Below are 24,237 nucleotides of genomic sequence, written 5' to 3'. Positions count from 1 at the left end.
TTATGAAGCAGTTTCACCGTGTGTTATGCCATACTCTGTTTCTGAGATCATATAATCAACAACTTTCGTAAGGTCACCTGTTTCATTGAATACTTTAAGCTGTCGGTCTGCTCCGGTTCCGTTTTCAAGAATGGTCCATGCATATTCAACCTCTTTTCTGCATCCCAATTCGTCCACCACATCATCAATAAATTCAAGAAGTTCCTTTAATAAATCAGGATATGGAACAGATTCTTCTTTTCCAAAATCAATTAAATGAGCTTCAATTCCGCTCTTCGAAGCACGCCATTTGTTTTCATTTAACAGCAATCTTCTGTAACTTCTGAAACTTAAATTCTGCTGATGAAGTTTGTAGATTTTTGCAACCAAAGCCTGCATAATGGCAGCGAGACAAACGGTTTCATCAATTCTCATCGGCATATCGCAGATTCTGAATTCGATGGTAGGGTAGAACGGATGAACTCTGAGATCCCACCATATTTTTTTAGCGTTATCAATGGTTCCTGTCTTTACCAAAAGATCTACATAACTGTCAAATTCAGCTAAAGAATTAAAAAAGCTTGGAATTCCGGTTCTTGGGAATTTAACAAAAATTTCCTGTCGGTAAGACTTAAATCCTGTGTTTCTTCCGATCCAGAAAGGAGAATTTGTTGATAGTGCATAAACGTGCGGAAGGAAATACCTCATCACGTTCTGGATTCTCACGCCTTCTTCACGGTTCGGAATTCCGATATGGACGTGAAGCCCGAAAATTAAATTTCCTCTTGCCACATCTCCCATATCGTCCACAATCTTAATATAACGCTCTCCATTTGTAATGGTGTTGTGTTCCCAGTTAGAAAAAGGATGCGTTCCGCCGCCGGAAACTCTCAGTCCCTGTTCGTGGGCGGTTTTTATAAGATGTCTTCTTAAATTCGTTAATTCGGCTTTTGCCTCCTGAATATTCTGGCAGATGCCTGTCTCCATTTCAATCATGGATTCATGCATTTCATGCTTTAAATTTTCACTTAAAACAGCTTTTCCGCCTTCAATAATTTTCGAAACATGAGAGACCAGATCCCGGCTCTCAACATCAATAATCTGATATTCTTCTTCGATTCCAATAGTAAATTGATGCATTTTTTTTCGTGCTTTTTGTTGATATTCTTATTTTACAGAATCTTTTACGAAATTTCCCCATGAGATGTTTGGTTTTCCCGGAACATATTCTTTTGCCTTTTCGATCGCTAATTTTGCTGCGTGTTCTACGATCCATGCAAAATTTTCTTCTCCTACAGAATTTTTGTCTGCATCCGGAGCAGGATTACAGAAGTCGATTGCATAAGGAATTCCGTCTCTTACTGCAAATTCTACTGTGTTGAAATCATAGCCAAGCGCTTCATTCATCTTAATGGTGTAGTCGTGAATTGTTTTTAATAATTTTTCCAGTTCTTCACCCTGCGTCTGATGTGTAGTTGCATATCTCAGATGATGAGGATTTCTCGGCTCATAAGGCATGATATGAACATATTTTTTACCTAAACAGTAGACTCTGTAATAATCGTCAAAGATAATTTCTTCCTGAACCATCATAACCAACTGCTCAGTTTCGCTTAATTTCGACCAAAGATCCTCCGGATTTTCCACGCGGTATACATTTCTCCATCCGCCTCCGTCATGCGGTTTCATGTACGCAGGAAAACCTACATAATCAAAGATATAATCCCAGTCGTGAGGGAATTTCAAATTTCTGAAAGAGGTTTCTGAAGTGTTTGTCGGTCTTTCGTGAGACGGAAGCAAAACTGTTTTCGGAAGCGGAATTCCCAGTTTTGTCATCAAAGCGTTATTAAAAAACTTTTCGTCTGCGCTCCACCAGAAAGGATTGTTGATGACATAGGTTCCGTTCAATGCTGCATTTTTCAGGTACGCTCTGTAAAAAGGCACATCCTGCGAAATTCTGTCGATAATTACAGCATATCCGTAATCTGCGCCCTGTTCAAGTTTATCGATATGTACAGGTTCTGCGATGATTTCTCCGCCTCCCAATTCGTTGACTTTATCAATAAACGCCCAAGGAAACGTATCTTCCATACCGAATAGAATTCCTACTTTTTTTGCCATAAATGTATTTTTTAATGTTGTATTTTAATATTAATTTTTAAGTTTTTAAGAAAAGAATGCTCCGATAAAAGTTGGGAAAACCATTCTCCAGAGCGGCCAGTCGTGGTTGATCCACTTTCTTTCATCATACCAGAAATCAATGCCTTTGGAAGCTAAAATTTCTGCCATTTCCACGTTTTTATCTTTGCAGATATCCTGATCGGAAGTACTCAAAACAATATGCATATGTTTGTATTTCCATGCTTCATCATTTCTTACAAATTCGCGCGGACAGTTGAAATAAACCAGCTCATCGGAATAGCCGTCCATAAAATTTCGAATGCTGAATGCTCCTGACAGACAGAACAGATGCGAGACAACGTCCGGAAAACGGAAAGCAAAATTAGCCGCATGATATCCTCCGAAACTTGCTCCTGCTACCGCAACGCGATGCGTCTTATGAATTTTCTGAACGTAAGGAACAAATTCCTGAATCAGAAACTGAACATATCTTTCATAATTTTTAATCCTTTGCTGAGGAGAAATATTGTTGTCATAAAAACTCCATCCGTCTATGGTCTGAACGTTGTACAGTTTTACTTTTCCCTGTTCTATAAACCAGTTGATGCTTCCGTTAAGATGAAAATCATGGTTTTGGGTATATTGTCCCTGTGAAGTCGGAAACATAATAATCGGATAACCGTAATGTCCCGTAACTTCCACTTTAAGACTTGTTCCTAGTATATGTGAGTAATAATCTGTATGCTCTATCTGTGGCATTTTTTTTCGTATTTGGGTTTAATCATTAAATTAATAATAAGGTTTACCTTTCCATTCTCCTGATTTAATTGTATCTAAAGTACTTCTTAAAGCAGAACCTTCGTGTAAACTTAATTTTATAAAATCAATAATTTCTTTGATGTTAATTTCTCTGTTCAAATTATGACATGGGTTTGTCTTTCGGCGGAAGAATATTCAGTAATTCAGCATGAATTTTTTCTGCTGCCGTGTCTAATCTTTCCTGTACGACTACTGAGTCTTTCGATTTGTAAACAATTCCGACATGATAATCTATAGGCAGGAATTTTACAGCCTCTTCACATTCAAACTGATTGTAATCCGGCTCTTTGTCTTTAATTAAAGCGACAATAAGTCCCGAATAATAGCCTGTAGGTTTAGAAACCTCATAGTTTTTTCCTCTTAATAAAGCATCTTCAATTTTCGCCCATTCTCTCCAGATATTGATGCTGCTTGATGCTTCCACAAGATCCGGAATATGTGCTCCTCCCACTCTTGATGAAGTTTCAAGGAAATAATATTTGCCGTCGTCTTTGCTGCGGATAAATTCTGTGTGAGTCGCTCCGTTGATTAGTCCGAAATTGGATAAAACTTTCGAATTGACCTCTTCAAGAGCCATAAATTCATCAGAATATCTCCCAAGCGTTTTTGTTCTGAAAACACCTCCTTCATGCGAAACCTGCATCGGCGGCGCCAAATATTTTGAGGCAGAAGTGAAAACAATTTCTTTATTAAAAGTAAGGCTGTCTACATGATAAACATCTCCCGGCTTGAAGCTTTCCAGAAGGAATAAGTGACGCTCTTCCCCAAGATTATTCAAAGCTTCCCAAAGCTCTTCTTTGGAAGACAGTTTTTTAATTCCCGAAGCAGATGCTTCAGAACGTGGTTTTAAAACCCACGGTGCAGGAACATCATCAATAAAACGATTAACCTCATCATTATTAAAAACTGCCGTGAACTCAGGAACATTAATTCCGGAATCTTTTGCTTTTTGTCGCATGGCAAGTTTATCCCTGAAATAGCGGTGCGTAGTCTGTCCCATCCCCGGAATTCTGAATGTTTCGCGGATAAGCGCAGCCTTTTCCACATCGTAATCGTCTAGAGCAATAACGGCGTGTACTTTTCTGGTCTGCATGAGATGGGAAAATCCCTGAACGAGATGATCCAGATTCCAGACAGAAGGCTTTACTTCAGGCATATAAAATACCTCATCAATGGCATGCCACGGCCAGTTTTTTTCTTTAAGATTTTCGGATGTTACTAAAATAATTTTATTACCGAGTTTTTTCATTTCATCCATGAAATCATAACCCTTGTAATAGCACGAAATACATACTATTGTTTTCTCCTCCATACAATGTTTTTTAATTTTTGATGAACTTTCAAAAATAAAAACGTTTTTTTATTAATTATTTAATGTTAAAAATTAAAATATTGTGCGCTTTTGAAAATTCTATTTCAATTATACAGAGAATTTTTGTAATAAACTAATTTTTAGTGATAATTTTCGATTAAATCGGCTAATAATTGCACTCCAAATCCCGTTGCAGCCTTTTCTTTGGCATATCCTACATTTCCGAATGCCACTCCGGCAATATCAAGATGCGCCCATTTAGGATGGTTTTCAATAAACTGTTCTAAAAATTTAGCCGCAATAATGCAATCTCCGATAGGTTTCATCGAAATATTCTTAATGTCTGCCACATCCGACTGGATATCGTCTTTCCAGACATCCCAAAGCGGTAAATTCCAAAGTCTCTGATTGGTTTTATCGCCGGTTTTTATCAAAAGATTTTTCAATTCTTCATTGTTGGAAAACAGAGCTCCGCAAGTATCGCCAAACATCCTTACAGAACTTCCGGTAAGCGTGGCAAGGTCGATCAGAAAATCTGTTTTGAAGTTTTTTGCCATATAGGAAAGTCCGTCGGCAAGGATCATTCTGCCTTCCGCATCGGTATTGAGAACCTCAATTGTTTTTCCGTTGTAAGCGGTAATAACGTCACTCGGAAGAAAGGCATTTTCAGAAATAGCATTGTCGGTAACAGGTAAAATAGCAACAATATTAACCGGAAGCTGCATTTCCGCGGCATAAATCAGAGTTCCCAAAACGGCTGTTGCACCGCCCATATCCGATTTCATATAATGCATATTGTCGGGATTTTTCAGAGAAATTCCCCCAGTGTCAAACAATACACATTTTCCGACCAAGCCGAAAGTGACTGCATTTTTAACATTGGTTTTGTATTCAATAATGGTAAATGCTGCGTCATAAGCACTTCCCTGATTAACGGAAAGATAAGCTCCCAAACCAAGTTCCTCACACTTTTTCCTGTTGAAAGAAGTATATTTTAAATCATATTTTTTAGCTAAATTTTTTAAATATAAACTGAAAGTATCCGGTTTTTTAAGATTGGCGGGTTTGTTCAGCCATTCCTGACAGACGGTCTGTCCGTTGCTCAGTGCTTCAGCTTTTTTGCCGATGGTGTCTAATTTTTTCTGGCTTAAATTTTCAAAATGAAGCTCAAATTTAGCATTCCAGAACGCATGCGTTTTTTCGAAAGGATAATTATAGGTTCCCAGTAATAAACCTTTTGCAAATTCTTCAAATTGCTTCTCATTGATGCAATCTGCCACAACTAATGTAGGAACAGGCTGTACTTTCCCTTTCTGCGTCTGGGAAAATTTAACAGCAACTTGCTGAATTTCAAAATTCTGCAAAGTAGATTTTCCGATACCTATAAAATATGTTATTCCTTCCTCATGGGCATTCACAAAAACTTCATGTTTTTTACCCGTAAAGAAAGTTGAAATGTTTTTATTGAAATTTTTGCTGGTTTTCGTCCATTCTTCTTCTGTGAAAAGATGAAAAACCTGCGTATAATTTTTATTTTTTTTGTTGATTAATTTCATAATTTTAATTTTTAATGCTTTCCTGCTGTGGTTTTACTTCCACCGGATTTTCTGTGTTGTTATAATAAAGCCATTCAATCGCTCTCGGGAATTCCTGCGACCAGTAAAATTCGCTGTGTGTACCTTCCGGATTGATGCTTGTTCTGAATTCAAAATCGAATAGGTTTTTCTTCTCCCAGCGTTTTAAATATTCTTCAAAAATATGAATTCTCTTTACCATTTTTGAGCCTTCCTGACCGCCTCCGTAAAGATAGATTTTCGTTTTAAAAGGAACCCTGAAATTCATCATCGGGAAATTATTGTTCGGTTCTACCCAAAGTGAAGGCGAAAATATCAACAGTTTGGAGTAGACTTCAGGATAAAGAAATCCGCTGTAAATGCTGATCAGCGCGCCGAGAGAGCTTCCTCCGATTCCTGTATTGTCGCGGTCTTTTTTTGTACGGTAAGTCTGGTCGACATAAGGTTTCAAAGTATCTGTAATGAAGCGGATGTATTTTTTACCTTCTGATCCGTTCGCGACATTGTCGTTATCAAAAATATATTCTTTAATCCTTTCTTCGCTTCCGTGTTCTACTGCAATGATGATGACATCTCCACGACCGTATTCTGAGAGAATGGAAAGTTTCTTATCGATTTCCCAGTTTCCGTAACCGCTTCCTTCATTAAATAAATTCTGTGCATCCTGAAGATACAGAACAGGATATTTTTTGTCGGAAACATAATAATCGTAGGGTAGAAGTGCCCAGATTTTTCTGTAGCGGTCTAACTGCGGAATGTAGAATTCCTCCGAAATAATTTCTGCAATCGGAAAATATTCATCCTTGAAAGGTCCCCAGTTGAATCTCCATTTTTCAACGGTATCTGATGTTTTTCCTGAGGATTTTAAAGCTTTTTTGTTTGGGGTGATACTTCCGTATTTGTCAAGTTCTACATTTTCCCAGCCGCCCTTAGTAAATTTGTATTCAATAACATCTGGCAAAAGCTGATCGTCGATTTCGATAAAATAATTTTGAGAGTCTTTTTGGATCAGTTGAAAGTTGTAGTCTTTCGGATTCCAATTGTTAAAATTTCCTGTGATGTAAACCGTTCGTTCATCACTTTCTGCTGTGTAAAGTTCAAACTTCATCCGTGTTTTTAGTAAAATTAAAGCATAAATTTATAAAAAATCTTTTTAAGACAAATCATTTTAAAACGATAAACACTGAATAAAAAAGCGGTATATTTGATAGAAACAAGTACTGCAAAGAGTTTAACATAATAATTTATTCAAAATTTATTAATGATTATTGCAGATATTTTTTGTAGTTTCAAGAAAAATATAAAAATTAAATCAAAACCGTGATGAATTCGGTTAAAACATACACTCTTTTTACGGATCATGATGTTTATCTTTTCAAAGAAGGTAAGCATTATAAGCTGTATGATAAATTCGGCGCACATTCCGCTGAAAAAGATGGAGTAAAAGGAGTTTATTTCTCAGTCTGGGCTCCCAACGCCAAGAAAGTTTCGGTAATCGGAAATTTCAACAACTGGAACCATAAAGACCACATCCTGTTTCCGAGATGGGACGAATCCGGAATCTGGGAAGGCTTCATTGCAGGTTTAACATGGGGAACTTTGTATAAGTATGCTATAGAAACGCCGCGCGGAGAAATTTTAGAAAAAAGTGATCCATACGCTTTGAGCTGGGAACAGAATCTTCAGGCTGCCTCATTGGTTTCTACCACTTGGTACGAATGGAAAGATAAAGACTGGCTGGAAAACCGCTGGAAAAAAAATACGTTAAATGCTCCGTTGTCGGTGTATGAACTGCATCTGGGATCCTGGGTAAGAGAAGGAAATGATCCGAAAAAGTTTCTGAATTACCGCGATATCGGGAAAAAACTCGTTCCTTATATTAAAGAAATGGGCTTTACCCACGTAGAATTTATGCCGGTGATGGAATATCCTTACGATCCGAGCTGGGGATATCAGATTACAGGATTTTATGCAGCCACTTCACGTTTCGGTTCTCCGCAGGATTTGATGTCTTTGATTGATGAGCTTCATCAGAATGGAATCGGCGTGATTTTAGACTGGGTACCTTCGCATTTTCCGGGTGATGCAAATGGTTTGCACAGATTTGACGGTTCTTATCTTTACGAGCATGAAGATCCCAGAAAAGGCTTTCATCCCGACTGGAAATCATACATTTTCAATTACGGAAGAAATGAAGTGAAATCTTTTCTGATTTCCAATGCGATGTTCTGGCTGGAACGCTATCATGCAGACGGATTGCGTGTAGATGCAGTAACCTCGATGCTTCACCTCGATTATTCCCGAAATGAAGGAGAATGGGAACCGAATATTTACGGAGGAAATGTAAATCTCGAAGCAAAAGCATTTTTGCAGGATTTTAATACGGCTGTTTATAAAGAATTCGGAGACAATATCATTACCATTGCAGAAGAAAGTTCAGATTTTCCTATGCTTACAAAGCCTGTTCATGACGGCGGAGTAGGATTTGGAATGAAATGGATGATGGGATGGATGCACGATACGCTGGATTATTTTAAAGAAGAACACGAAAACAGAAAGTTTCATCATCATAAACTTACCTTCGCTTCTATGTATATGTATAATGAAAATTATATGATGCCCTTGTCTCACGATGAAGTGGTACACGGAAAAGCGAGTCTTATCTATAAAATGAAAGGCGATGAATGGCAGAAATTTGCCAATCTTCGCGCACTGTATGTGTATATGTTTACGCATCCGGGAGCAAAACTGCTTTTTATGGGCGATGAATTTGGGCAGACCAGCGAATGGAATTTCAAACAGAGTCTGGATTGGCATTTACTGGAATATCCTGTTCATAAAGGTTTGCAGACATTGGTAAAAGATCTTAATCATCTTTACAGATATGAAACGGCTTTCTATGAAAATCAGTTCAGCAGGGATGGTTTTGAATGGGTGGAAGCAGATGATCTGGAGAATTCCGTGTATGTCTATTTGAGAAAAGGAAAGAAAAAAGATGATGTTTTTATGGTGATTCTCAACCTGAAACCGGAAGTTCTGGATTATAAAATAGGCGTAAATGCGGGAAGTCACTGGGAAATTATTTTTAACTCTGATGATGAACGGTATTCGGGAAGCGGTTATAAGCCTGAAATTTTCAGTGAACAGTATGAGGAATACATGAATCATCAGAAATCCATCAGCGTAAGTCTGCCGCCGCTTTCAGGAATTATCTTAAAAAGAAAAGATAAAAAGTATAATAAGCATAACAGAATCAAACAACATAAAAAGCAATGATTCAGTTATTAGAAATTTTAGGAAAAGACTATGAAAGTCTCAAAGATATAATTACAAGGACAGATTTCGACAGTGAAACTCTGGAGTCGTTTTCGAAAGCCGGAATTAATGCTCCTGTAAGCGAAGGGAAATTTAATGAGGATTTATATTTTTTTACTTTTAAAATTGAAAGATATAAAATAGAGTTTCTAAGAAATAAGATTTGTCAGATTGATTTCATTGAAGATAAAAATAAAACTCAGGAAATTATAGATGTTCTCAGAACGATGAAGGAATTTGAGTTTAGGTTTATCACCAAGCAGCAGGTTGAAGAGACGGAATGGGAAATAATAGATGACAATACAGAAGAGAAGGGTTTCACGGAATTCAAAAGAAAGCGTTTCGATTTTGATCCTTCTTCTCAATTTGACAGAAATAATATTGATAAATATGGCGTTATGGGTTTTCGATCACACGAAGTGAATATTATCATTAAAGAAGAATTCATAGAAAGCAAATCTTTTTTTGTATTTGAGATTTATAAAATCCCGAATATTGAAGATTTTAATTAAGATATAAATAATAAACGAGAGAGAAAAAAATGATCATTTATCATCTAAGTACGGAGTGTTATCCGGTGGCAAAAGTGGGAGGTTTGGCAGATGTAGTGGGAGCTTTACCAAAATATCAGAACAAAATTAAAGATATTGATGCGAAGGTGGTTATGCCTTGGTACAACAAATCTTTCGTGCATGATCATGAGTTTGACATAGTTTTTGATGGCTTCATTCATCAGGGATCAAATATGCTTCAGGTGCAGGTTTTAAAGGAAAAAACCAATGCTTTGGGCTTTGAGCTTTTTATGGTAAGAATTCCGGGACTTTTGGATAGAGATAATCCTTACGGATATTCAGATGAAAATTTTCAGTTTTTGGCTTTTCAGCACGGCACGCTTCATTGGCTGAGTGCGATGGGGATTCGACCGGATATTTTGCATTGTCATGATTATCACACAGGTCTTGTTCCTTTTATGATTCAGCATTGTCCTGAATTTTCGTTTTTAAAAGGGGTAAAAACCATCGGAACCATTCATAACGGTGAATATCAGGGAATGATGAGCTGGGAAATGGCGAATTACATGCCGGCTTTCGATCAGTATAAATGGGGATTGCTGGACTGGAACGGAGTCATAAATCCTTTGGCAAGCATGATTAAATGTGCCAATGCTTTTACAACGGTTTCGCAGGGGTATCTTGAAGAACTTTTTGTAAGCTTCAGAGGTCTGGAAAGTCTTGTTCGTGATGAATTTGGGAAAGCCTACGGAATTATTAACGGAATTGATACGGAAGTCTGGAATCCGGAGACCGATCCGATGTTGGATTTTAATTTTAACGTTAAAAATGCCATTGCCCAGAAGAAAAAGAACAAAGAAAGACTATGTAAAGAATATGGTCTGAAACCGGAACTTCCTCTTTTCGCATTTATTGGAAGATTTGCTACCGAAAAAGGAGCCGATTTTCTTCCCGATGTAGTCTGGAAAAGCATTAAGCAGAGTTACGGCGCTTTAAATATCATGATTTTAGGCTCAGGAAATGCTTACATTGAAAATAAACTGAAAGAATACGATTATATTTATTCCAATTTTGCTTTGGATCTTGGATATAAGGAACATCTTTCGCATAAAATATACGCTTCGGCGGACTTTTTGCTCATGCCGTCGAGAGTGGAACCATGCGGTCTTAACCAGATGTATTCCATGAGATACGGAACCGTTCCAATTGTACGATATACAGGAGGATTAAGAGATACGGTGGAAGATGTTTCCACAGGTGGAGCGGGAATTAATTTTACGTTTCCGGGAGTGGACGATATTATCCATGCAATGAACAGAGCTTTATTGGTTTACAATAAAAAAGGTGAAATGGAAAATTTAATCCGTGCCAATATGAATTTTGACTTTGCATGGGAAAAATCAGCCGAAAAATACATAGCTTTATATAAGAATTAAATCGTGAAAAAGCTGTATTTTCTATTTGCAATAATAATTGTTCTTTCCTGTCATCAAAAAGAGGAAACGATGATCCATAAAGACGGATACTATTGGTTTTTAACTTATGGACTTCCAAATTTTCAGAGAGAAGAAATCGAAAAAACAGTTAACAAAAAATGGAAAATAAAAACAGTAAGAGTTGCAGGATGCGAAGTTACCCAAGAATTGGTGGACAGTGTAAGATCTGAAAATGAAAAAACAGATCTAGCTCTTCAAAAAAGATACGGCAAAAACTGGAAAGATTTATATGATAAGGATATTCAGGATTATACAATGAAACAAGTGGATATCATGGATGTTTTAATCACTAATAAAGTATTCAGAAAAGAACTGGCTAAGCATAAGATTGAGATTGATGATGTAGATAAAGATGCTGAAGAGTTGGGCAGACCGGACTTTTATAAAGTAAATATTAACAAAATATATCCTGAAAACGGGATTGCATTTACAGTAAATGTTGATACAAAAAACAGAACAGTAAACCTAATAAAATAAAACGCAAGATAAACTATGAATCGCAATGTAATTTCCATTGTTTTAGGAGGAGGTAGAGGAACGAGATTGTTCCCACTTACGTATTCAAGATCCAAACCGGCTGTACCCATCGCGGGAAAATACAGATTGGTGGATATTCCTATTTCCAACTGTTTAAATTCAGGATTAAATAAAATTCTGGTTTTAACACAGTTCAATTCAGCTTCATTAAATTCCCATATCAAAAATTCTTATCATTTTGATATTTTCAGCAAAGGTTTCGTAGATATTTTGGCTGCGGAACAGAACGTTGAAAACGACAGTTGGTATCAGGGAACCGCAGATGCGGTGCGCCAGTCGATGAAGCACCTTGAAAAGTATGATTATGATTATATCCTGATTCTTTCAGGAGATCAGTTGTACCAGATGGATTTCAGGGAGATGCTGAATTTTCACATTGAAAAAGGCGGCGATGTAACCATTGCAACCATTCCGGTGAATGCAAAAGACGCAACAGGTTTCGGAATTCTGAGTTCTGATGATGAAGGAAATATTACTTCTTTTGTCGAAAAACCTACTCATGATCTTTTAGACGGCTTAAAATCTGAGGTTTCTGAAGAAAATAAACATGCCGGAAAAGAATATCTGGCTTCCATGGGAATTTATATCTTCACGAAAAGTATTCTGAAAAAGATGTTTGATGAAGGAGCCGGAGATGATTTCGGAAAAGATATTATCCCGAATTCCATCGGAAAATATACCACTTTAAGCTATCAGTACGAAGGTTATTGGACTGACATCGGAACCATCGAATCTTTCTATGAAGCCAATCTGGATCTTTGTCAGGATTTCCCGCAGTTCAACTTATTTTCTTCTTCGCCGATTTTCACACGCGCAAGAATGCTTCCGCCTTCAAAAGTAAACGGTTCTTATGTAAGCAAAGCTGTTTTCGGAGACGGATGCATTATAATGGCAGATAAAATTGAAAACTCCGTTATCGGAAACAGAACAAGAATAGACAAAGGAAGTACTATTGTGAATGCTTACGTAATGGGAGCCGATTTTTATCAGGATACCACAGAAATCGTAATGAACGACAGAAACGGACAACCTAATATGGGAATCGGGAAATATTGTTACATCGAAAAAGCAATTCTGGATAAAAACTGCTACATCGGGGATAATGTAAGAATCATCGGCGGGAAACACCTTAAAGACGGAGATTACGGAACACATTCTGTACAGGACGGAATTATTGTGGTGAAAAAAGGAGCCGTTATTAAACCGGGAACTCACATAGGGTAGAAAGTAGAGAAGTATTGGGTAGGTCTGATTCAATTAAATTCTAAAGAAATAAAACAGTCAGATAGTAAACTTCCATCCTCCATACTTCGTATCTTCCAGCTAAAAAATAATTAAAAACAGAGTGATCAGCATATTGGTCACTCTTGTTATTTTCTATACTTTTGTACAATGCGTTTTTTTAAGATCATAGCGGTAGTAATTGTCTTGCTGATTGGAGCTTATGCAGCTTCCATGTATTATTTTGTGGACGAAAGCAAAGATTTCAAAATAGAAAAGGAGATCGATTATCCTTTGGAAAAAGTCTTTTCACAATTCAACAATCTGCAGCATTTTACGCGATGGAATAACTTTTTTACAAGTTCTCAGTCTATTGATATCGATTATTATACGCCGTATGAAGGGCAGGGAAGTTCCATCAGCTACGCAGATCCTAAAAATGATACGGATGGAGAAATGTTTATCCGCTACGAAAACCTTAATAAATCTTTAAGGTATCAGCTTTTTGAAGAAAAAAATGAAAGCCCGACTGTCGTCGACGTTAAATTTAAAGCATTATCCGCTGAAAAAACCAAAATTACATGGGTAGTTCATACGCCTAAACTTTCTGTTTTAAGAAGGGTTGAAAATTTCTGGACCGAAGACCGTTTCGCAGAAAACATCAACAAAAGTATGGTGAATCTTAAAAATGTTTTAGGCAATAAAGTGGAAAAAGACAATCAGATGGCTTCGATAAAATATGACAGCCTGATGGTAGAAAATGAAGAAGAAAAGTTATTGCTAGGAATCAACGTAAGTACTTCCAATAAAAAAGATGCCCTTTACAAAAATATTGTGATGAATTATAACAAGATTTACAATTACACCACAATGGATCTGGGCAAAAAAGAAGATGAATTCGGTTTTCCAATGCTGATTACGGATGCGGATAATTATAAAGACAAAGAAGTGTCCTATTTTCTGGGGATTCCTCTGTCTAAAAAATTTGGAGTTACAGATAATAACTTCAGTTTCAGAACAATTAGTCCAACCCAGAATTATGTGATCTACTACAAAGGAAACTATGCCGGAAGAGTAAAGGCTATACAACAATTAATTCAGAAAGCCAAGAAAGACGAGATGCGTTTTAATGATATTCGTCAGACTTTTATAGAACGCCCGACGGAAGATCAGGATGTCAATATGAAGCTCTCATTATCAGTATTTAAGTAAATTCTGTAGATTTATTTCTTTTATAGTTTTTTTAATAGTTTAAAGGCTGTTCAGAATCGGTTTTTTTTATTAAATTTGAAGCTTAATTCTACAAACAAATTTTAATAACAGATAAACTGTAATAATGGACAGATTTTCATTCCTAAACGCAGCTCATTCTCAGTTAATTGAGGATTTATACCAACAGTACTTAAAATATCCCGATTCTTTAGAACCATCATGGAAAGCCTTCTTTCAGGGTTTCGATTTTGCTTTGGAGAACTACGGAGACGATGATAACGTTCAATATGTTCAGGCTCCCGCAGTTTCAGCACCTGTTGTTCAGCAGGCAGCTCAGGCAGCAACAAACGGAGAAGTTCCGGAACACATCAAAAAAGAATTCAAGGTAGTAAACCTTATTGAGGCGTACAGGACGAGAGGACATTTGTTTACCAAAACAAACCCTGTAAGAGAAAGAAGACATTATACGCCGACTTTAGACATCGAAAACTTCGGTCTGGATAAGTCAGATTTAAATACAAAATTCAACTGTGCGGTTGAAACAGGAATGAAAGGTCCTGCAACTTTACAGGATCTAATCACACATTTAGAGAACATCTACTGCGATTCTATCGGTGTGGAATATATGCACATCAACAATGTTGAAGAAAAAGATTTCATCAAACAGTGGCTTCAGGTAAACGAAAACCACCCGAATCTTTCAGCTAACGAAAAAACGGAGATTTTATTAAAATTAAATCAGGCGGTAGCGTTTGAAAATTATCTTCACACCAAATTTGTAGGGCAGAAAAGATTCTCATTGGAAGGTGGTGAAACTTTAATTCCTGCTTTGGATCAGTTGATCTCAAGATCTTCTCAGTTGGGCGTAGATGAAGTGGTTTTAGGAATGGCGCACAGAGGAAGATTAAATGTTTTAACCAATATTTTCGGTAAATCTTATAAGCAGATCTTCTCAGAATTTGAAGGAAAAGAATTTGAAGAAGACGTATTCTCAGGTGACGTAAAATACCACTTAGGTTCATCCAAAAAAATCAAAACAGCTTCAGGAGAAGAAGTTTCTATTAATTTAACACCAAACCCATCTCACCTTGAAACGGTTGCAGCCCTTGTGGAAGGAATCTGCCGTGCAAAAGTGGACGATAAATACAAAGATTATTCTAAAGTTTTACCGATCATTATTCATGGTGACGGAGCGATTGCGGGGCAAGGTATTGCTTACGAAGTTGCGCAGATGATGACTTTAGACGGTTATAAAACAGGAGGAACGGTTCATATCGTGGTAAACAACCAGGTTTCGTTTACAACAAACTATATGGATGCGAGATCTTCTACATACTGTACAGACGTTGCTAAAGTTACAGAATCTCCTGTAATGCACGTAAATGCAGATGATGCAGAAGCAGTGGTTCATGCAATCCATTTTGCGGCTGATTTCAGAGCAAAATTCGGAAAAGATGTGTATATCGATTTGTTAGGATACAGAAAATATGGTCATAATGAAGGAGATGAGCCGAGATTTACACAGCCTAATTTATATAAAACAATTTCCAAGCACCCGAATCCGAGAGAAATTTATAAAGATAAATTACTAAAAGATAACGTAACATCCAACGATGTTATCGCTAAAATGGAAACAGAATTCAAAGCACTTTTGGATAAAGACTTTGATGCTTCCAAAGAAATTGAAAAGAACGTAATGGACGTTTTCATGGCAGATGACTGGACGAATTATCCTATCGGGAAAAGAGGAGCCGTTCAGGAACCTGTTGATACAAAATATGACCTTGAAAAGCTGAAAGAATTGGCTGTTAAAATGTCTACACTTCCGGCAGATAAAAAGTTCTTAAATAAAATTACAAGACTTTTCGAAAACAGATTAAAAGCGATTGAAGGAAACTCTTTAGACTGGGCTCTTGGAGAATGGCTGGCTTATGCAACGCTTTTGGTAGAAGGTCATAATGTAAGAATTTCCGGTGAAGATGTAGAAAGAGGAACATTCTCTCACAGACACGCAGTGGTAAAAACGGAAGATACTGAAGAAGAATATATCCCTTTAAGACAGGTTTCTGAAAGTAGATTTGATGTATTCAACTCTCACCTTTCCGAGTACGGAGTTCTTGGTTTTGATTACGGTTATGCCATGGCTTCTCCTAATACATTAACGATTTGGGAAGCTCAGTTCGGAGATTTCGTGAACGGTGCGCAGATTATCGTAGACCAGTATTTAGCTGCCGCAGAAGAAAAATGGAAAATTCAGGACGGTTTGGTAATGCTGTTGCCTCACGGTTCCGAAGGACAGGGAGCAGAACACTCTTCAGCGAGACTGGAAAGGTTCTTAACGCTTTGTGCAAACGAAAACATGGTGGTTGCAAACATCACTTCTCCTGCTAACTATTTCCATCTGTTAAGAAGACAGTTGAAATGGGCATTCAGAAAACCATTGGTGGTAATGAGTCCGAAATCATTGTTAAGACATCCGAAAGTGGTTTCTCCGCTTGAAGATTTCGCTAACGGAGGTTTCCAGCCGGTTTTAGACGATCCTACTGCAGATCCTAAAAAAGTAGAAAAATTAGTACTTTGTTCAGGTAAATTATACTTCGAATTATTAGCTAAAAAAGAAGAATTAAATGCTGAAAATATTGCATTGGTAAGATTCGAGCAGTTATATCCGCTTCAGACAGATGCTATCGAAGCAATCTTCGAAAAATATTCAAACAGAAAAGAATTGGTTTGGGCTCAGGAAGAACCAGAAAATATGGGAGCCTGGTCTTATATCCTGAGAAACTTCAGAGAAACAGGAATCAATGTTATTGCTCCGGTTCCTAGCGGTGCTCCGGCTCCGGGAAGTCACAAAATGTTTGAGAAAAACCAGAATGCAGTAATCAACAGAGTATTCGACAGAAACGATGCTCCGGTAAAAAGACCTGTAACCGCTTAATTAAAAATAATAATCAATAAAAAAATAAAAAATACGATATGTCAGTTTTAGAAATGAAAGTTCCTTCACCGGGCGAATCAATTACAGAAGTTGAAATTGCAACCTGGCTTGTAAAAGATGGAGATTATGTAGAAAAAGATCAACCCATCGCTGAAGTAGATTCAGATAAAGCAACTCTTGAATTGCCTGCTGAACAAAGTGGTGTAATCACTCTGAAAGCTGAAGAAGGTGACGTTGTACAAGTAGGACAGGTGGTTTGTTTAATCGATATGGATGCTGCAAAACCTTCAGGAAGCGCTGCTCCTCCTGCTGCTGAAGCTCCAAAACAGGAAGAAGCTCCGAAAGCTGCTGAACCTGCTAAACAGGAAGCTCCGGCTCCACAACCTGCTGCTCAGCCTGTAGCTGCTGCAACGCAGACGTATGCAACGGGTGCTCCTTCTCCTGCTGCTAAGAAAATTCTTGACGAAAAAGGAATGGATGCTTCACAGGTTTCAGGAAGCGGAAGAGACGGAAGAATCACTAAATCAGACGCTGAACTGGCTGCAGTTCCTGCATTGGGAGGAAACCCTGTTACCGCTACAGGTTCCAGATCTACAACTACGACTAAACTTTCAGTTCTTAGAAGAAAAATTGCTCAGAGATTAGTTTCTGTGAAGAATGAAACGGCAATGTTAACGACTTTCAATGAAGTTGACATGTCTGAAATTTTCAGGTTAAGAAAATTATATAAGGAAGAATTTGCTCAGAGACACGGAGTAGGACTTGGTTTCATGTCTTTCTTTACAAAAGCGGTAACAAGAGCTTTACAGATGTATCCGGATGTAAACGCATCCATCGACGGAGATTTCAAAGTAAATTACGATTTCTGTGATATTTCAATTGCAGTTTCAGGTCCGAAAGGATTAATGGTTCCTGTATTGAGAAATGCTGAAAATATGTCTTTTGCAAGCGTTGAAGCGAACATTAAAGATTTAGCGACTAAAGTAAGAGACGGAAAAATCACGGTTGACGAAATGACAGGCGGAACGTTCACCATTACAAACGGTGGAACTTTCGGATCGATGATGTCTACACCAATCATCAATCCTCCTCAATCTGCAATCTTAGGAATGCACAACATTATCCAGAGACCGGTTGCGGTTGACGGACAGGTGGTAATTCGTCCGATGATGTACGTTGCGATGTCTTATGACCACAGAATTATCGACGGAAAAGAATCTGTAGGATTCTTAGTTGCAGTAAAAGAAGCGATCGACAATCCGGTTGGTATCTTGATGAACGGAGACGAAAGAAAAGGTCTTGGATTATAATTATTGATAAAAATTATAGTATAAAATAAATCTCGCCTCAAAAAGGGCGAGATTTTTGTATCTCTTACCGTAAATACTTAAGATGATGTTTTCTAAAATGACCTCCAATATCAAAGTTTCAGTAATACCTGAATATGATAGCAAAAACAGTTATCCGTCTGAAAACAGACACGTTTTCAAATACAATATCGTTATCGAAAACGAAGGCAGTTTTCCTGTAAAAATCCTTAAAAGAAAATGGCTGATTTTCGACGTAGGCTTCGGATATACAGAGATAATAGGGGATGGCGTAATCGGTCTTACTCCTGAGATTTCTACAGGCGAAAATTTCGCTTATTTCTCCAATGTAATGCTTCGTTCCGGAGTAGGAAATATGAGTGGAAAATACCTTGTAAAAAACATGGAAACGCAGGAGACTTTTGAAATTGATATCCCTAAATTCAATCTCTTATCAGAAGTTTTAAGCAATTAACAAATTATTCTTTGATAAATTTATGTCTTGAGATACCATTTTTTGATGCTAATTCTAAAAAATAGCTTCCTTTAAGCAAAGCAGAAATATCAGTTTTAGTTTCATATTTATTTTGTAGAATCAATTTTCCTTCAGAATTATAGATTTTAACCCATTCTATTTGATCTTTTGATTTTATGACTAAGTACTCATTTGCTGGATTAGGATAAATAAGTATATTTTTTTCTGATGTCTGATTGATATCGTTACTAGATAAAGTACCGGATTGATAAAAAGCTTGATCTCCTAAATAATTTGTGAGTATCAGGTTTTTTATATTTCCTGTATAAGTAATTTGATAACTGTGTAAAGGTGAATATTGACTAAAATAGCCTGTATAGATAGAAGAAAATGTAATATTTTCAGGCAATGTACAATTATTTCCATTTCCTACACCATAGGTCCAAAAACTGAAATTATTTACTGTTATATCAAAATTATTTATCGTTCCCCAAATGCTTTGCTCACAAACAGAACTGCTTAAATTTGTTGACGTGGTATTTTGATCGTTAAAAGTAAGTATAGGCACACTTATCTCAATATTTTGTGGAACATTATAAGTGATATTATTCTTTACTACTTTTCTTAAATACCAATTTGTATTATAAAGATCTGCCTGAGCAGATAAAAAACAACTAATAAATATAGCAAGAAAAAATAAATTTTTGTTCATCTCTTTTTATTTTTAAAATTACAATTTTTTTATATACTTATTTAAAATAGAATTGTTTATCTCATCATTTTCCGTCATGAATAATTTTTCAAAAGCCAGTAAAGATATTTTAGCACAAACCTCTGCATCATCACCGGCTCTGTGATGGTTGAAACTAATCTGATGATATTCAGCAAGATGTTTTAATCCATATCTCGGAAGATAATTCCATGATTTTTTGGCTAACCGGATACTGCAGAGATAATTGAGTTTCGGCGTGAACATTCCGTAATGATTCAGGCATCCGCGAAGCACACCTGCATCGAAACCTGCATTATGGGCAATCATTAACGTTCCGTACATCATTTCTTCCACTTCATACCAGATTTCATCGAAAGTTGGTGCATCTTTCACATCATCCGGAAGAATGCCGTGAACATCCACATTAAACGGGCTAAAATAAGGAAAACTTGGTGGTTTGATGAGCCATGTTTTGGTCTCAATGATTTTTGAATCCTGTACAACACAGATTCCCAGTTCACAGGCGGAGTTTCGCTCGTGAGTTGCTGTTTCAAAATCTATTGCACAAAAATCCATAAGTAAAGTCTATTGTTTTGAGTTAAGGGATTAAATTTTCTTTTTGTTACCTAAAAAATGTTTAAAAACAAGCCATTTGGTTTGATAATAATCTGTTTTCTGGTGTTTCTGGCGACGTGTTAAAGTGCCGGGAATCTGCGCATAAAATCCGAAATGCCCTTTTAAAACTGCCCAGAAATGAGAAATCCCGTTTTTATAAGCAAAATAAAATGAGGCAGCTCCGTCAAGACACAATCTGAAAAAAATCAGCCAGATCAGTCTGGGAAATGGCAGATTCTTCAGCAACATCGAAAAGTTATTCCGGATGTTTAAAAAAGTTTTCTGTGCACTCTGCTTGTTCAAAGTTCCTCCGCCAACGTGATATATCTTAGATTTTCCGGTATAAAAAATTTTCTTTCCGGAATTAATCAGTCTCCAGCAAAGATCAATTTCTTCCTGATGTGCAAAAAAACGTTCATCAAAACCCTTTTGATCCCAAAAATCCTTGTTTCGGATAAATAAACAGCATCCCGAAGCCCAGAAAATTTCCGTTTCATCATCATACTGCCCTTTATCTTCTTCCAGATCATCAAAAATTCTTCCTCTGCAGTATGGATAGCCAAGATTATCAATTAATCCGCCTCCTGCACCGGCAAATTCGAAGTAGTTTTTATTGTTGTAGGAAAGAATTTTGGGCTGAACTGCTGCAATGGAAGAATCTTTTTCAAAAAGTTCCAAAACAGGCTCTATCCAGTTTTCGGTAACCTCCACATCGGAATTCAGAAGGCAGTATAATTCATTTTTAACTTCTTTTAAACCTTCATTATAACCTCCTGCAAAACCGTAATTTTTATTGTTTTTAATAATCTTTACCGAAGGGAAATTCTGTTGAAGAAAATCGACAGAATCATCGGTGGAAAGATTGTCAATTACATAAATATCAGCATTTTGAGAAAACTGAATAACATTCGGAAGAAATTTTTCCAGCCAGCTTTTTCCGTTCCAGTTTAAAATGGCGACTGCTAATTTTTTCGACATGAGAAATTAAATTTTTTCTGAATCAAAATTTTTGATGGAATCCTGATATTTCCATTTTCTGTGGGACCATAAGTAATTATCGGGTCTTTTATTCAAAGTGTTTTCCAATAATTTATGGAATTTTTTTACGACTTCATTTTCTGCAAATTTTTCCCCGTCAGGATAAATTCTGTGATAATTGACCTGATAATAACCGCGTTTTACCTTCTTCATTTCACAATAAATGAACGCCAGATCCATTCTTGTTGCCAGTTTATCATACCCGATAAAAACCGGAGTTCTCTGGTTTAAAAATTCCAGACCGTAGTTTACGTGGGAAAAGTGGGGAGTCTGATCTGCCACAAACATATACGCTGAATCGCCGTCATTTTTTGAACGGAAGATATTCAGAATCACTTCATTGGCTTCCAAAGCTTCGTTCCCGAATTTGTTGCGGACTTTTTTCATCTGGTTTTCCCAGAAATCGCTGTTCACTTTTCTGTAAACCGGATGACAGTGCTTTTGAGGAATTACTCTCGCTAAAGCATTGATCCATTCCCAGTTGAAGACGTGCCCTGCAAGCATAATCACATTTTTACCTTCCGCTTTTGCTTCATGAAAAACTTCCTGATTGATGTGCTGCATTCTTACCCGAGATTCCGTTTCGGAAATACTGAAAGATTTTACTGTTTCTACAAGATAATCTGAAAAATTGAGATAAAACTTCTTCCGGATTTCTGCAATGTCTTCATCTGTCTTTTGAGGAAAAGACTTCCTCAGGTTTTGTGTAATTACATTTTTTCTGTACCCGACAATATAATGATTCAGAAAGAACATGATGTCTGAAAATATATATAAAACTTTCAGGGGAAGTTTGGAGATCAGATATAATATTTTGATAAGGAAATTCATAAAACATGCAAATTTACGTATAATAAAATTATGGTTCTATTTTTGCTTACAAATAGTATTATTTTTTTATTTTTAACGTATGAAAAAATTATCATTAATCGCATTTCTGGGTTTAAGTTCCATTGCTTTCTCCCAGAATACCAATACCGTAAGACAGGAAGTTAAAAGTGGTTCGGAAGAAAAATCGTTATTGGTAAAGACAGATCAGGCCGAACTGGATGCCAAGAAAAAGGCAGCAGAAGAAAAGGCGAAGCTTCCAAAACCTTATGATCCGAAAGCAGATGCAGAAAAAGATATACAGAATCTGATTGCAAAAGCTAAAAAGGAAAAGAAAAATATCATGATTCAGGCAGGAGGAAACTGGTGCATCTGGTGTTTAAGATTCAATCAGTATGTAAAGACTACTCCGGAACTGAAGAAATTAGTGGACGACAATTATATATATTATCACCTGAATTATTCTCCGGAAAATAAAAATGAAAAAATCTTTGCGAAGTACGGCGATCCCGGAACCAAATTCGGATATCCGGTTTTCATCGTTCTGGATCAGAATGGTAAAATGATCCACGTTCAGCAGAGCGACGTTTTAGAGGAAGGAAAAGGATACAGCCTTGAAAAAGTGAAAGAATTTTTCAATGTCTGGTCTCCAAGATCATAACCAAAAACCGGGAATTTTTTCCCGGTTTTTATTTTACATGAATTTTTTAATCCAGCTTAATTTTTTATCAGAATACGGCGGATATTTCATATTCGGTTCTCCCCACGTTGCTTTTTCCAGAATAGATTTCTGATGCGAGAACGTATCAAACCCGAATTTCCCGTGATAATTTCCGATCCCTGAATTTCCTACGCCGCCAAACGGAAGATTATCATTTCCCAGATGCATAATGACATCATTGATGCATCCTCCTCCGAAAGACAGTTTATTTTTAAAATTATCCTTTTCTTCAGAATTATTTGTAAAAAGATAGGCTGCCAAAGGTTTTTCATGTTCTAAAATTTCATTCAGAACAATATTATAATTGGTAAAAGAAATAACAGGCAGAATCGGTCCGAAAATCTCTTCCTGCATTACATCATCATTCCAGTTAACATCGGTAAGAACGGTGGGTTCAATATATAATTTTTCTCTGTCCCAATTTCCGCCGAAATAAATTTTATCTTTATTAATCATTTTAATCAGCCGGTCAAAATTCCTTTCGTTGATAATTCTGGTATAGTGATCGGAATCAGGCAGATAATTGAATTCTTTAATGTACTTTCTCAGCAGTTCCAGAAACTGTTCCTGAACAGATTCTTCAACTAAAAGATAATCAGGAGCAACGCACGTCTGTCCGGCATTAAGGAATTTTCCCCAGACAATTCTTTTAGCGGCAACTTCAAAATCGGCATCTTTGGTAATAATGGCAGGCGATTTTCCACCCAGTTCAAGCGTTACAGGCGTTAAATTTTCCGCAGCAGCCTGATAAACAATTTTCCCGACTTTCGTACTTCCGGTAAAAAATATTTTATCAAATTTTTGTTTTAAAAGTACCGTTGTTTCATCAACGCCGCCTTCATAAACATACAAATATTCCGGAGGAAAATTTTTATTGATGATTTCTGCCATGATTTTCATAGTGTTTTCAGCAATTTCGCTGGGTTTCAGAATACAGCAGTTTCCGGCTGCCAAAGCAGCGACAACAGGAGAAATGGATAGCTGATAAGGATAATTCCACGCTCCGATTACCAGTACATTTCCTAAGGGTTCGGATAAAATTCTGCTTGTCCCGATCTGGTTAACAAGATTGGTACTCACTTTTTTAGGTTTGGAAAGCGATTTTAGGTTCTTCAGATAAAAATCAATATCATTCAGAATAAAGGAAATCTCTGTAGTAAATGTATCAAATGCAGATTTTCCAAAATCTTTGTGAATAGCTTCGTACAGGAGGTTTTCGTTTTTAATGATCAGATCTTTGAGTTTTTCAAGATACATCTTTCGAAACTTGATGTTTTTCGTCTGCTGTGTTTTGAAAAAGTCTTTCTGCTTCGCTACAATTTCCTGAATTTCCATAAAACAAAATTTTCTGAATTATAGCAAATTTTTTGCCTAAATACGGTTTAAATTTTATTAACCGCAAAAATCACAAAATATCAGCAGTAATTTTCTTTAAGGTTGGTTGGTTTAATGGAAAAGCTTACGGTAGCTTTAGAAAAAACTGAGATTTTTATTGTTCTGATAAT

The 24,237-nt window shown here is 36.7% G+C and carries 22 protein-coding genes; 10 read left to right on the top strand and 12 right to left on the bottom strand.

Features of this window, described 5'->3' with window-relative positions:
* The 7 genes from KKI44_RS03890 to KKI44_RS03865 all read right to left on the bottom strand — a co-directional run bounded on the left by KKI44_RS03890 (nucleotide 1) and on the right by KKI44_RS03865 (nucleotide 6,913).
* Nucleotides 1–1,119: a carboxylate-amine ligase gene (locus tag KKI44_RS03890; RefSeq protein ID WP_076390024.1), complete on the bottom strand. Its 1,119-nt coding sequence runs from the start codon at nucleotides 1,117–1,119 to the stop codon at nucleotides 1–3.
* Between the two features lie 27 nt (nucleotides 1,120–1,146).
* Nucleotides 1,147–2,100: a RimK family alpha-L-glutamate ligase gene (locus KKI44_RS03885; protein WP_214589923.1), complete on the bottom strand. Its 954-nt coding sequence runs from the start codon at nucleotides 2,098–2,100 to the stop codon at nucleotides 1,147–1,149.
* A 45-nt stretch (nucleotides 2,101–2,145) separates the two neighbouring features.
* Entirely contained in the window at nucleotides 2,146–2,859 is a 714-nt protein-coding gene (locus KKI44_RS03880) for an alpha/beta hydrolase-fold protein (RefSeq protein ID WP_214589922.1), read from the bottom strand.
* A gap of 30 nt (nucleotides 2,860–2,889) precedes the next feature.
* Nucleotides 2,890–3,018 carry a hypothetical protein gene (locus tag KKI44_RS22775; protein ID WP_262899424.1) on the bottom strand — a complete coding sequence of 43 codons (129 nt, stop codon included), beginning with the start codon at nucleotides 3,016–3,018 and terminating at the stop codon, nucleotides 2,890–2,892.
* Nucleotide 3,019: 1 nt separating this feature from the next.
* Complete coding sequence (locus KKI44_RS03875) at nucleotides 3,020–4,231, bottom strand: acetyl-CoA carboxylase biotin carboxylase subunit family protein (protein ID WP_214589921.1); 1,212 nt, start codon at nucleotides 4,229–4,231, stop codon at nucleotides 3,020–3,022.
* 140 nt (nucleotides 4,232–4,371) lie between these two features.
* A complete protein-coding gene (locus KKI44_RS03870; protein WP_214589920.1) occupies nucleotides 4,372–5,787 on the bottom strand; it encodes a M17 family metallopeptidase in 1,416 nt (471 codons plus the stop codon).
* Between the two features lie 4 nt (nucleotides 5,788–5,791).
* Nucleotides 5,792–6,913 carry an alpha/beta hydrolase-fold protein gene (locus KKI44_RS03865; RefSeq protein ID WP_214589919.1) on the bottom strand — a complete coding sequence of 374 codons (1,122 nt, stop codon included), beginning with the start codon at nucleotides 6,911–6,913 and terminating at the stop codon, nucleotides 5,792–5,794.
* Nucleotides 6,914–7,128: 215 nt separating this feature from the next.
* Here KKI44_RS03865 and glgB point away from each other — a divergent pair, with 215 nt between their 5' ends.
* The 9 genes from glgB to apaG all read left to right on the top strand — a co-directional run bounded on the left by glgB (nucleotide 7,129) and on the right by apaG (nucleotide 18,818).
* The gene (glgB, locus tag KKI44_RS03860; RefSeq protein ID WP_214589918.1) at nucleotides 7,129–9,081 is read left to right on the top strand and encodes a 1,4-alpha-glucan branching protein GlgB; all 1,953 of its coding nucleotides are present in this window, start codon (nucleotides 7,129–7,131) and stop codon (nucleotides 9,079–9,081) included.
* Complete coding sequence (locus tag KKI44_RS03855; RefSeq protein ID WP_214589917.1) at nucleotides 9,078–9,632, top strand: hypothetical protein; 555 nt, start codon at nucleotides 9,078–9,080, stop codon at nucleotides 9,630–9,632. Before glgB ends, KKI44_RS03855 begins: the two co-directional genes overlap by 4 nt.
* Nucleotides 9,633–9,661: 29 nt before the next feature.
* The gene (locus tag KKI44_RS03850; RefSeq protein ID WP_214589916.1) at nucleotides 9,662–11,068 is read left to right on the top strand and encodes a glycogen synthase; all 1,407 of its coding nucleotides are present in this window, start codon (nucleotides 9,662–9,664) and stop codon (nucleotides 11,066–11,068) included.
* 3 nt (nucleotides 11,069–11,071) lie between these two features.
* On the top strand, nucleotides 11,072–11,605 hold the full coding sequence (locus KKI44_RS03845; RefSeq protein WP_214589915.1) for a hypothetical protein: 534 nt from the start codon (nucleotides 11,072–11,074) through the stop codon (nucleotides 11,603–11,605).
* Between the two features lie 15 nt (nucleotides 11,606–11,620).
* Nucleotides 11,621–12,889, top strand: a complete 1,269-nt coding sequence (locus KKI44_RS03840; RefSeq protein WP_214589914.1) for a glucose-1-phosphate adenylyltransferase — start codon at nucleotides 11,621–11,623, stop codon at nucleotides 12,887–12,889.
* Nucleotides 12,890–13,057: 168 nt separating this feature from the next.
* The gene (locus KKI44_RS03835) at nucleotides 13,058–14,098 is read left to right on the top strand and encodes an SRPBCC domain-containing protein (protein WP_214589913.1); all 1,041 of its coding nucleotides are present in this window, start codon (nucleotides 13,058–13,060) and stop codon (nucleotides 14,096–14,098) included.
* Between the two features lie 124 nt (nucleotides 14,099–14,222).
* On the top strand, nucleotides 14,223–17,036 hold the full coding sequence (locus KKI44_RS03830; RefSeq protein ID WP_214589912.1) for a 2-oxoglutarate dehydrogenase E1 component: 2,814 nt from the start codon (nucleotides 14,223–14,225) through the stop codon (nucleotides 17,034–17,036).
* Nucleotides 17,037–17,074: 38 nt separating this feature from the next.
* Nucleotides 17,075–18,346 carry a 2-oxoglutarate dehydrogenase complex dihydrolipoyllysine-residue succinyltransferase gene (gene odhB / locus KKI44_RS03825; protein WP_214589911.1) on the top strand — a complete coding sequence of 424 codons (1,272 nt, stop codon included), beginning with the start codon at nucleotides 17,075–17,077 and terminating at the stop codon, nucleotides 18,344–18,346.
* Nucleotides 18,347–18,428: 82 nt separating this feature from the next.
* Nucleotides 18,429–18,818, top strand: a complete 390-nt coding sequence (gene apaG / locus KKI44_RS03820) for a Co2+/Mg2+ efflux protein ApaG (RefSeq protein ID WP_214589910.1) — start codon at nucleotides 18,429–18,431, stop codon at nucleotides 18,816–18,818.
* A 4-nt stretch (nucleotides 18,819–18,822) separates the two neighbouring features.
* Here the strand turns inward: apaG and KKI44_RS03815 are convergent, their stop codons facing one another.
* Genes KKI44_RS03815 through KKI44_RS03800 form a run of 4 tightly spaced genes read right to left on the bottom strand, consistent with a single transcriptional unit; the run spans nucleotide 18,823 to nucleotide 22,014 of the window.
* Nucleotides 18,823–19,530, bottom strand: a complete 708-nt coding sequence (locus KKI44_RS03815) for a T9SS type A sorting domain-containing protein (RefSeq protein WP_214589909.1) — start codon at nucleotides 19,528–19,530, stop codon at nucleotides 18,823–18,825.
* Nucleotides 19,531–19,548: 18 nt separating this feature from the next.
* Entirely contained in the window at nucleotides 19,549–20,106 is a 558-nt protein-coding gene (locus tag KKI44_RS03810; RefSeq protein ID WP_214589908.1) for a 3'-5' exonuclease, read from the bottom strand.
* Between the two features lie 30 nt (nucleotides 20,107–20,136).
* The gene (locus tag KKI44_RS03805) at nucleotides 20,137–21,123 is read right to left on the bottom strand and encodes a glycosyltransferase family 2 protein (protein ID WP_214589907.1); all 987 of its coding nucleotides are present in this window, start codon (nucleotides 21,121–21,123) and stop codon (nucleotides 20,137–20,139) included.
* Between the two features lie 6 nt (nucleotides 21,124–21,129).
* A complete protein-coding gene (locus KKI44_RS03800; protein ID WP_214589906.1) occupies nucleotides 21,130–22,014 on the bottom strand; it encodes a lysophospholipid acyltransferase family protein in 885 nt (294 codons plus the stop codon).
* A 79-nt stretch (nucleotides 22,015–22,093) separates the two neighbouring features.
* Here KKI44_RS03800 and KKI44_RS03795 point away from each other — a divergent pair, with 79 nt between their 5' ends.
* Nucleotides 22,094–22,672, top strand: a complete 579-nt coding sequence (locus tag KKI44_RS03795; protein ID WP_214589905.1) for a thioredoxin family protein — start codon at nucleotides 22,094–22,096, stop codon at nucleotides 22,670–22,672.
* A gap of 33 nt (nucleotides 22,673–22,705) precedes the next feature.
* Here KKI44_RS03795 and KKI44_RS03790 read toward each other — a convergent pair whose 3' ends face one another.
* Entirely contained in the window at nucleotides 22,706–24,067 is a 1,362-nt protein-coding gene (locus KKI44_RS03790) for an aldehyde dehydrogenase (RefSeq protein WP_214589904.1), read from the bottom strand.
* Between the last annotated feature and the right edge of the window lie 170 nt (nucleotides 24,068–24,237).

The sequence above is a fragment of the Chryseobacterium sp. ZHDP1 genome, from assembly GCF_018603435.1.
Taxonomy (GTDB): domain Bacteria; phylum Bacteroidota; class Bacteroidia; order Flavobacteriales; family Weeksellaceae; genus Chryseobacterium; species Chryseobacterium indicum.
Note: the sequence above shows the minus strand (reverse complement) of the source record. Positions and strands in the feature narration are given on the sequence as shown.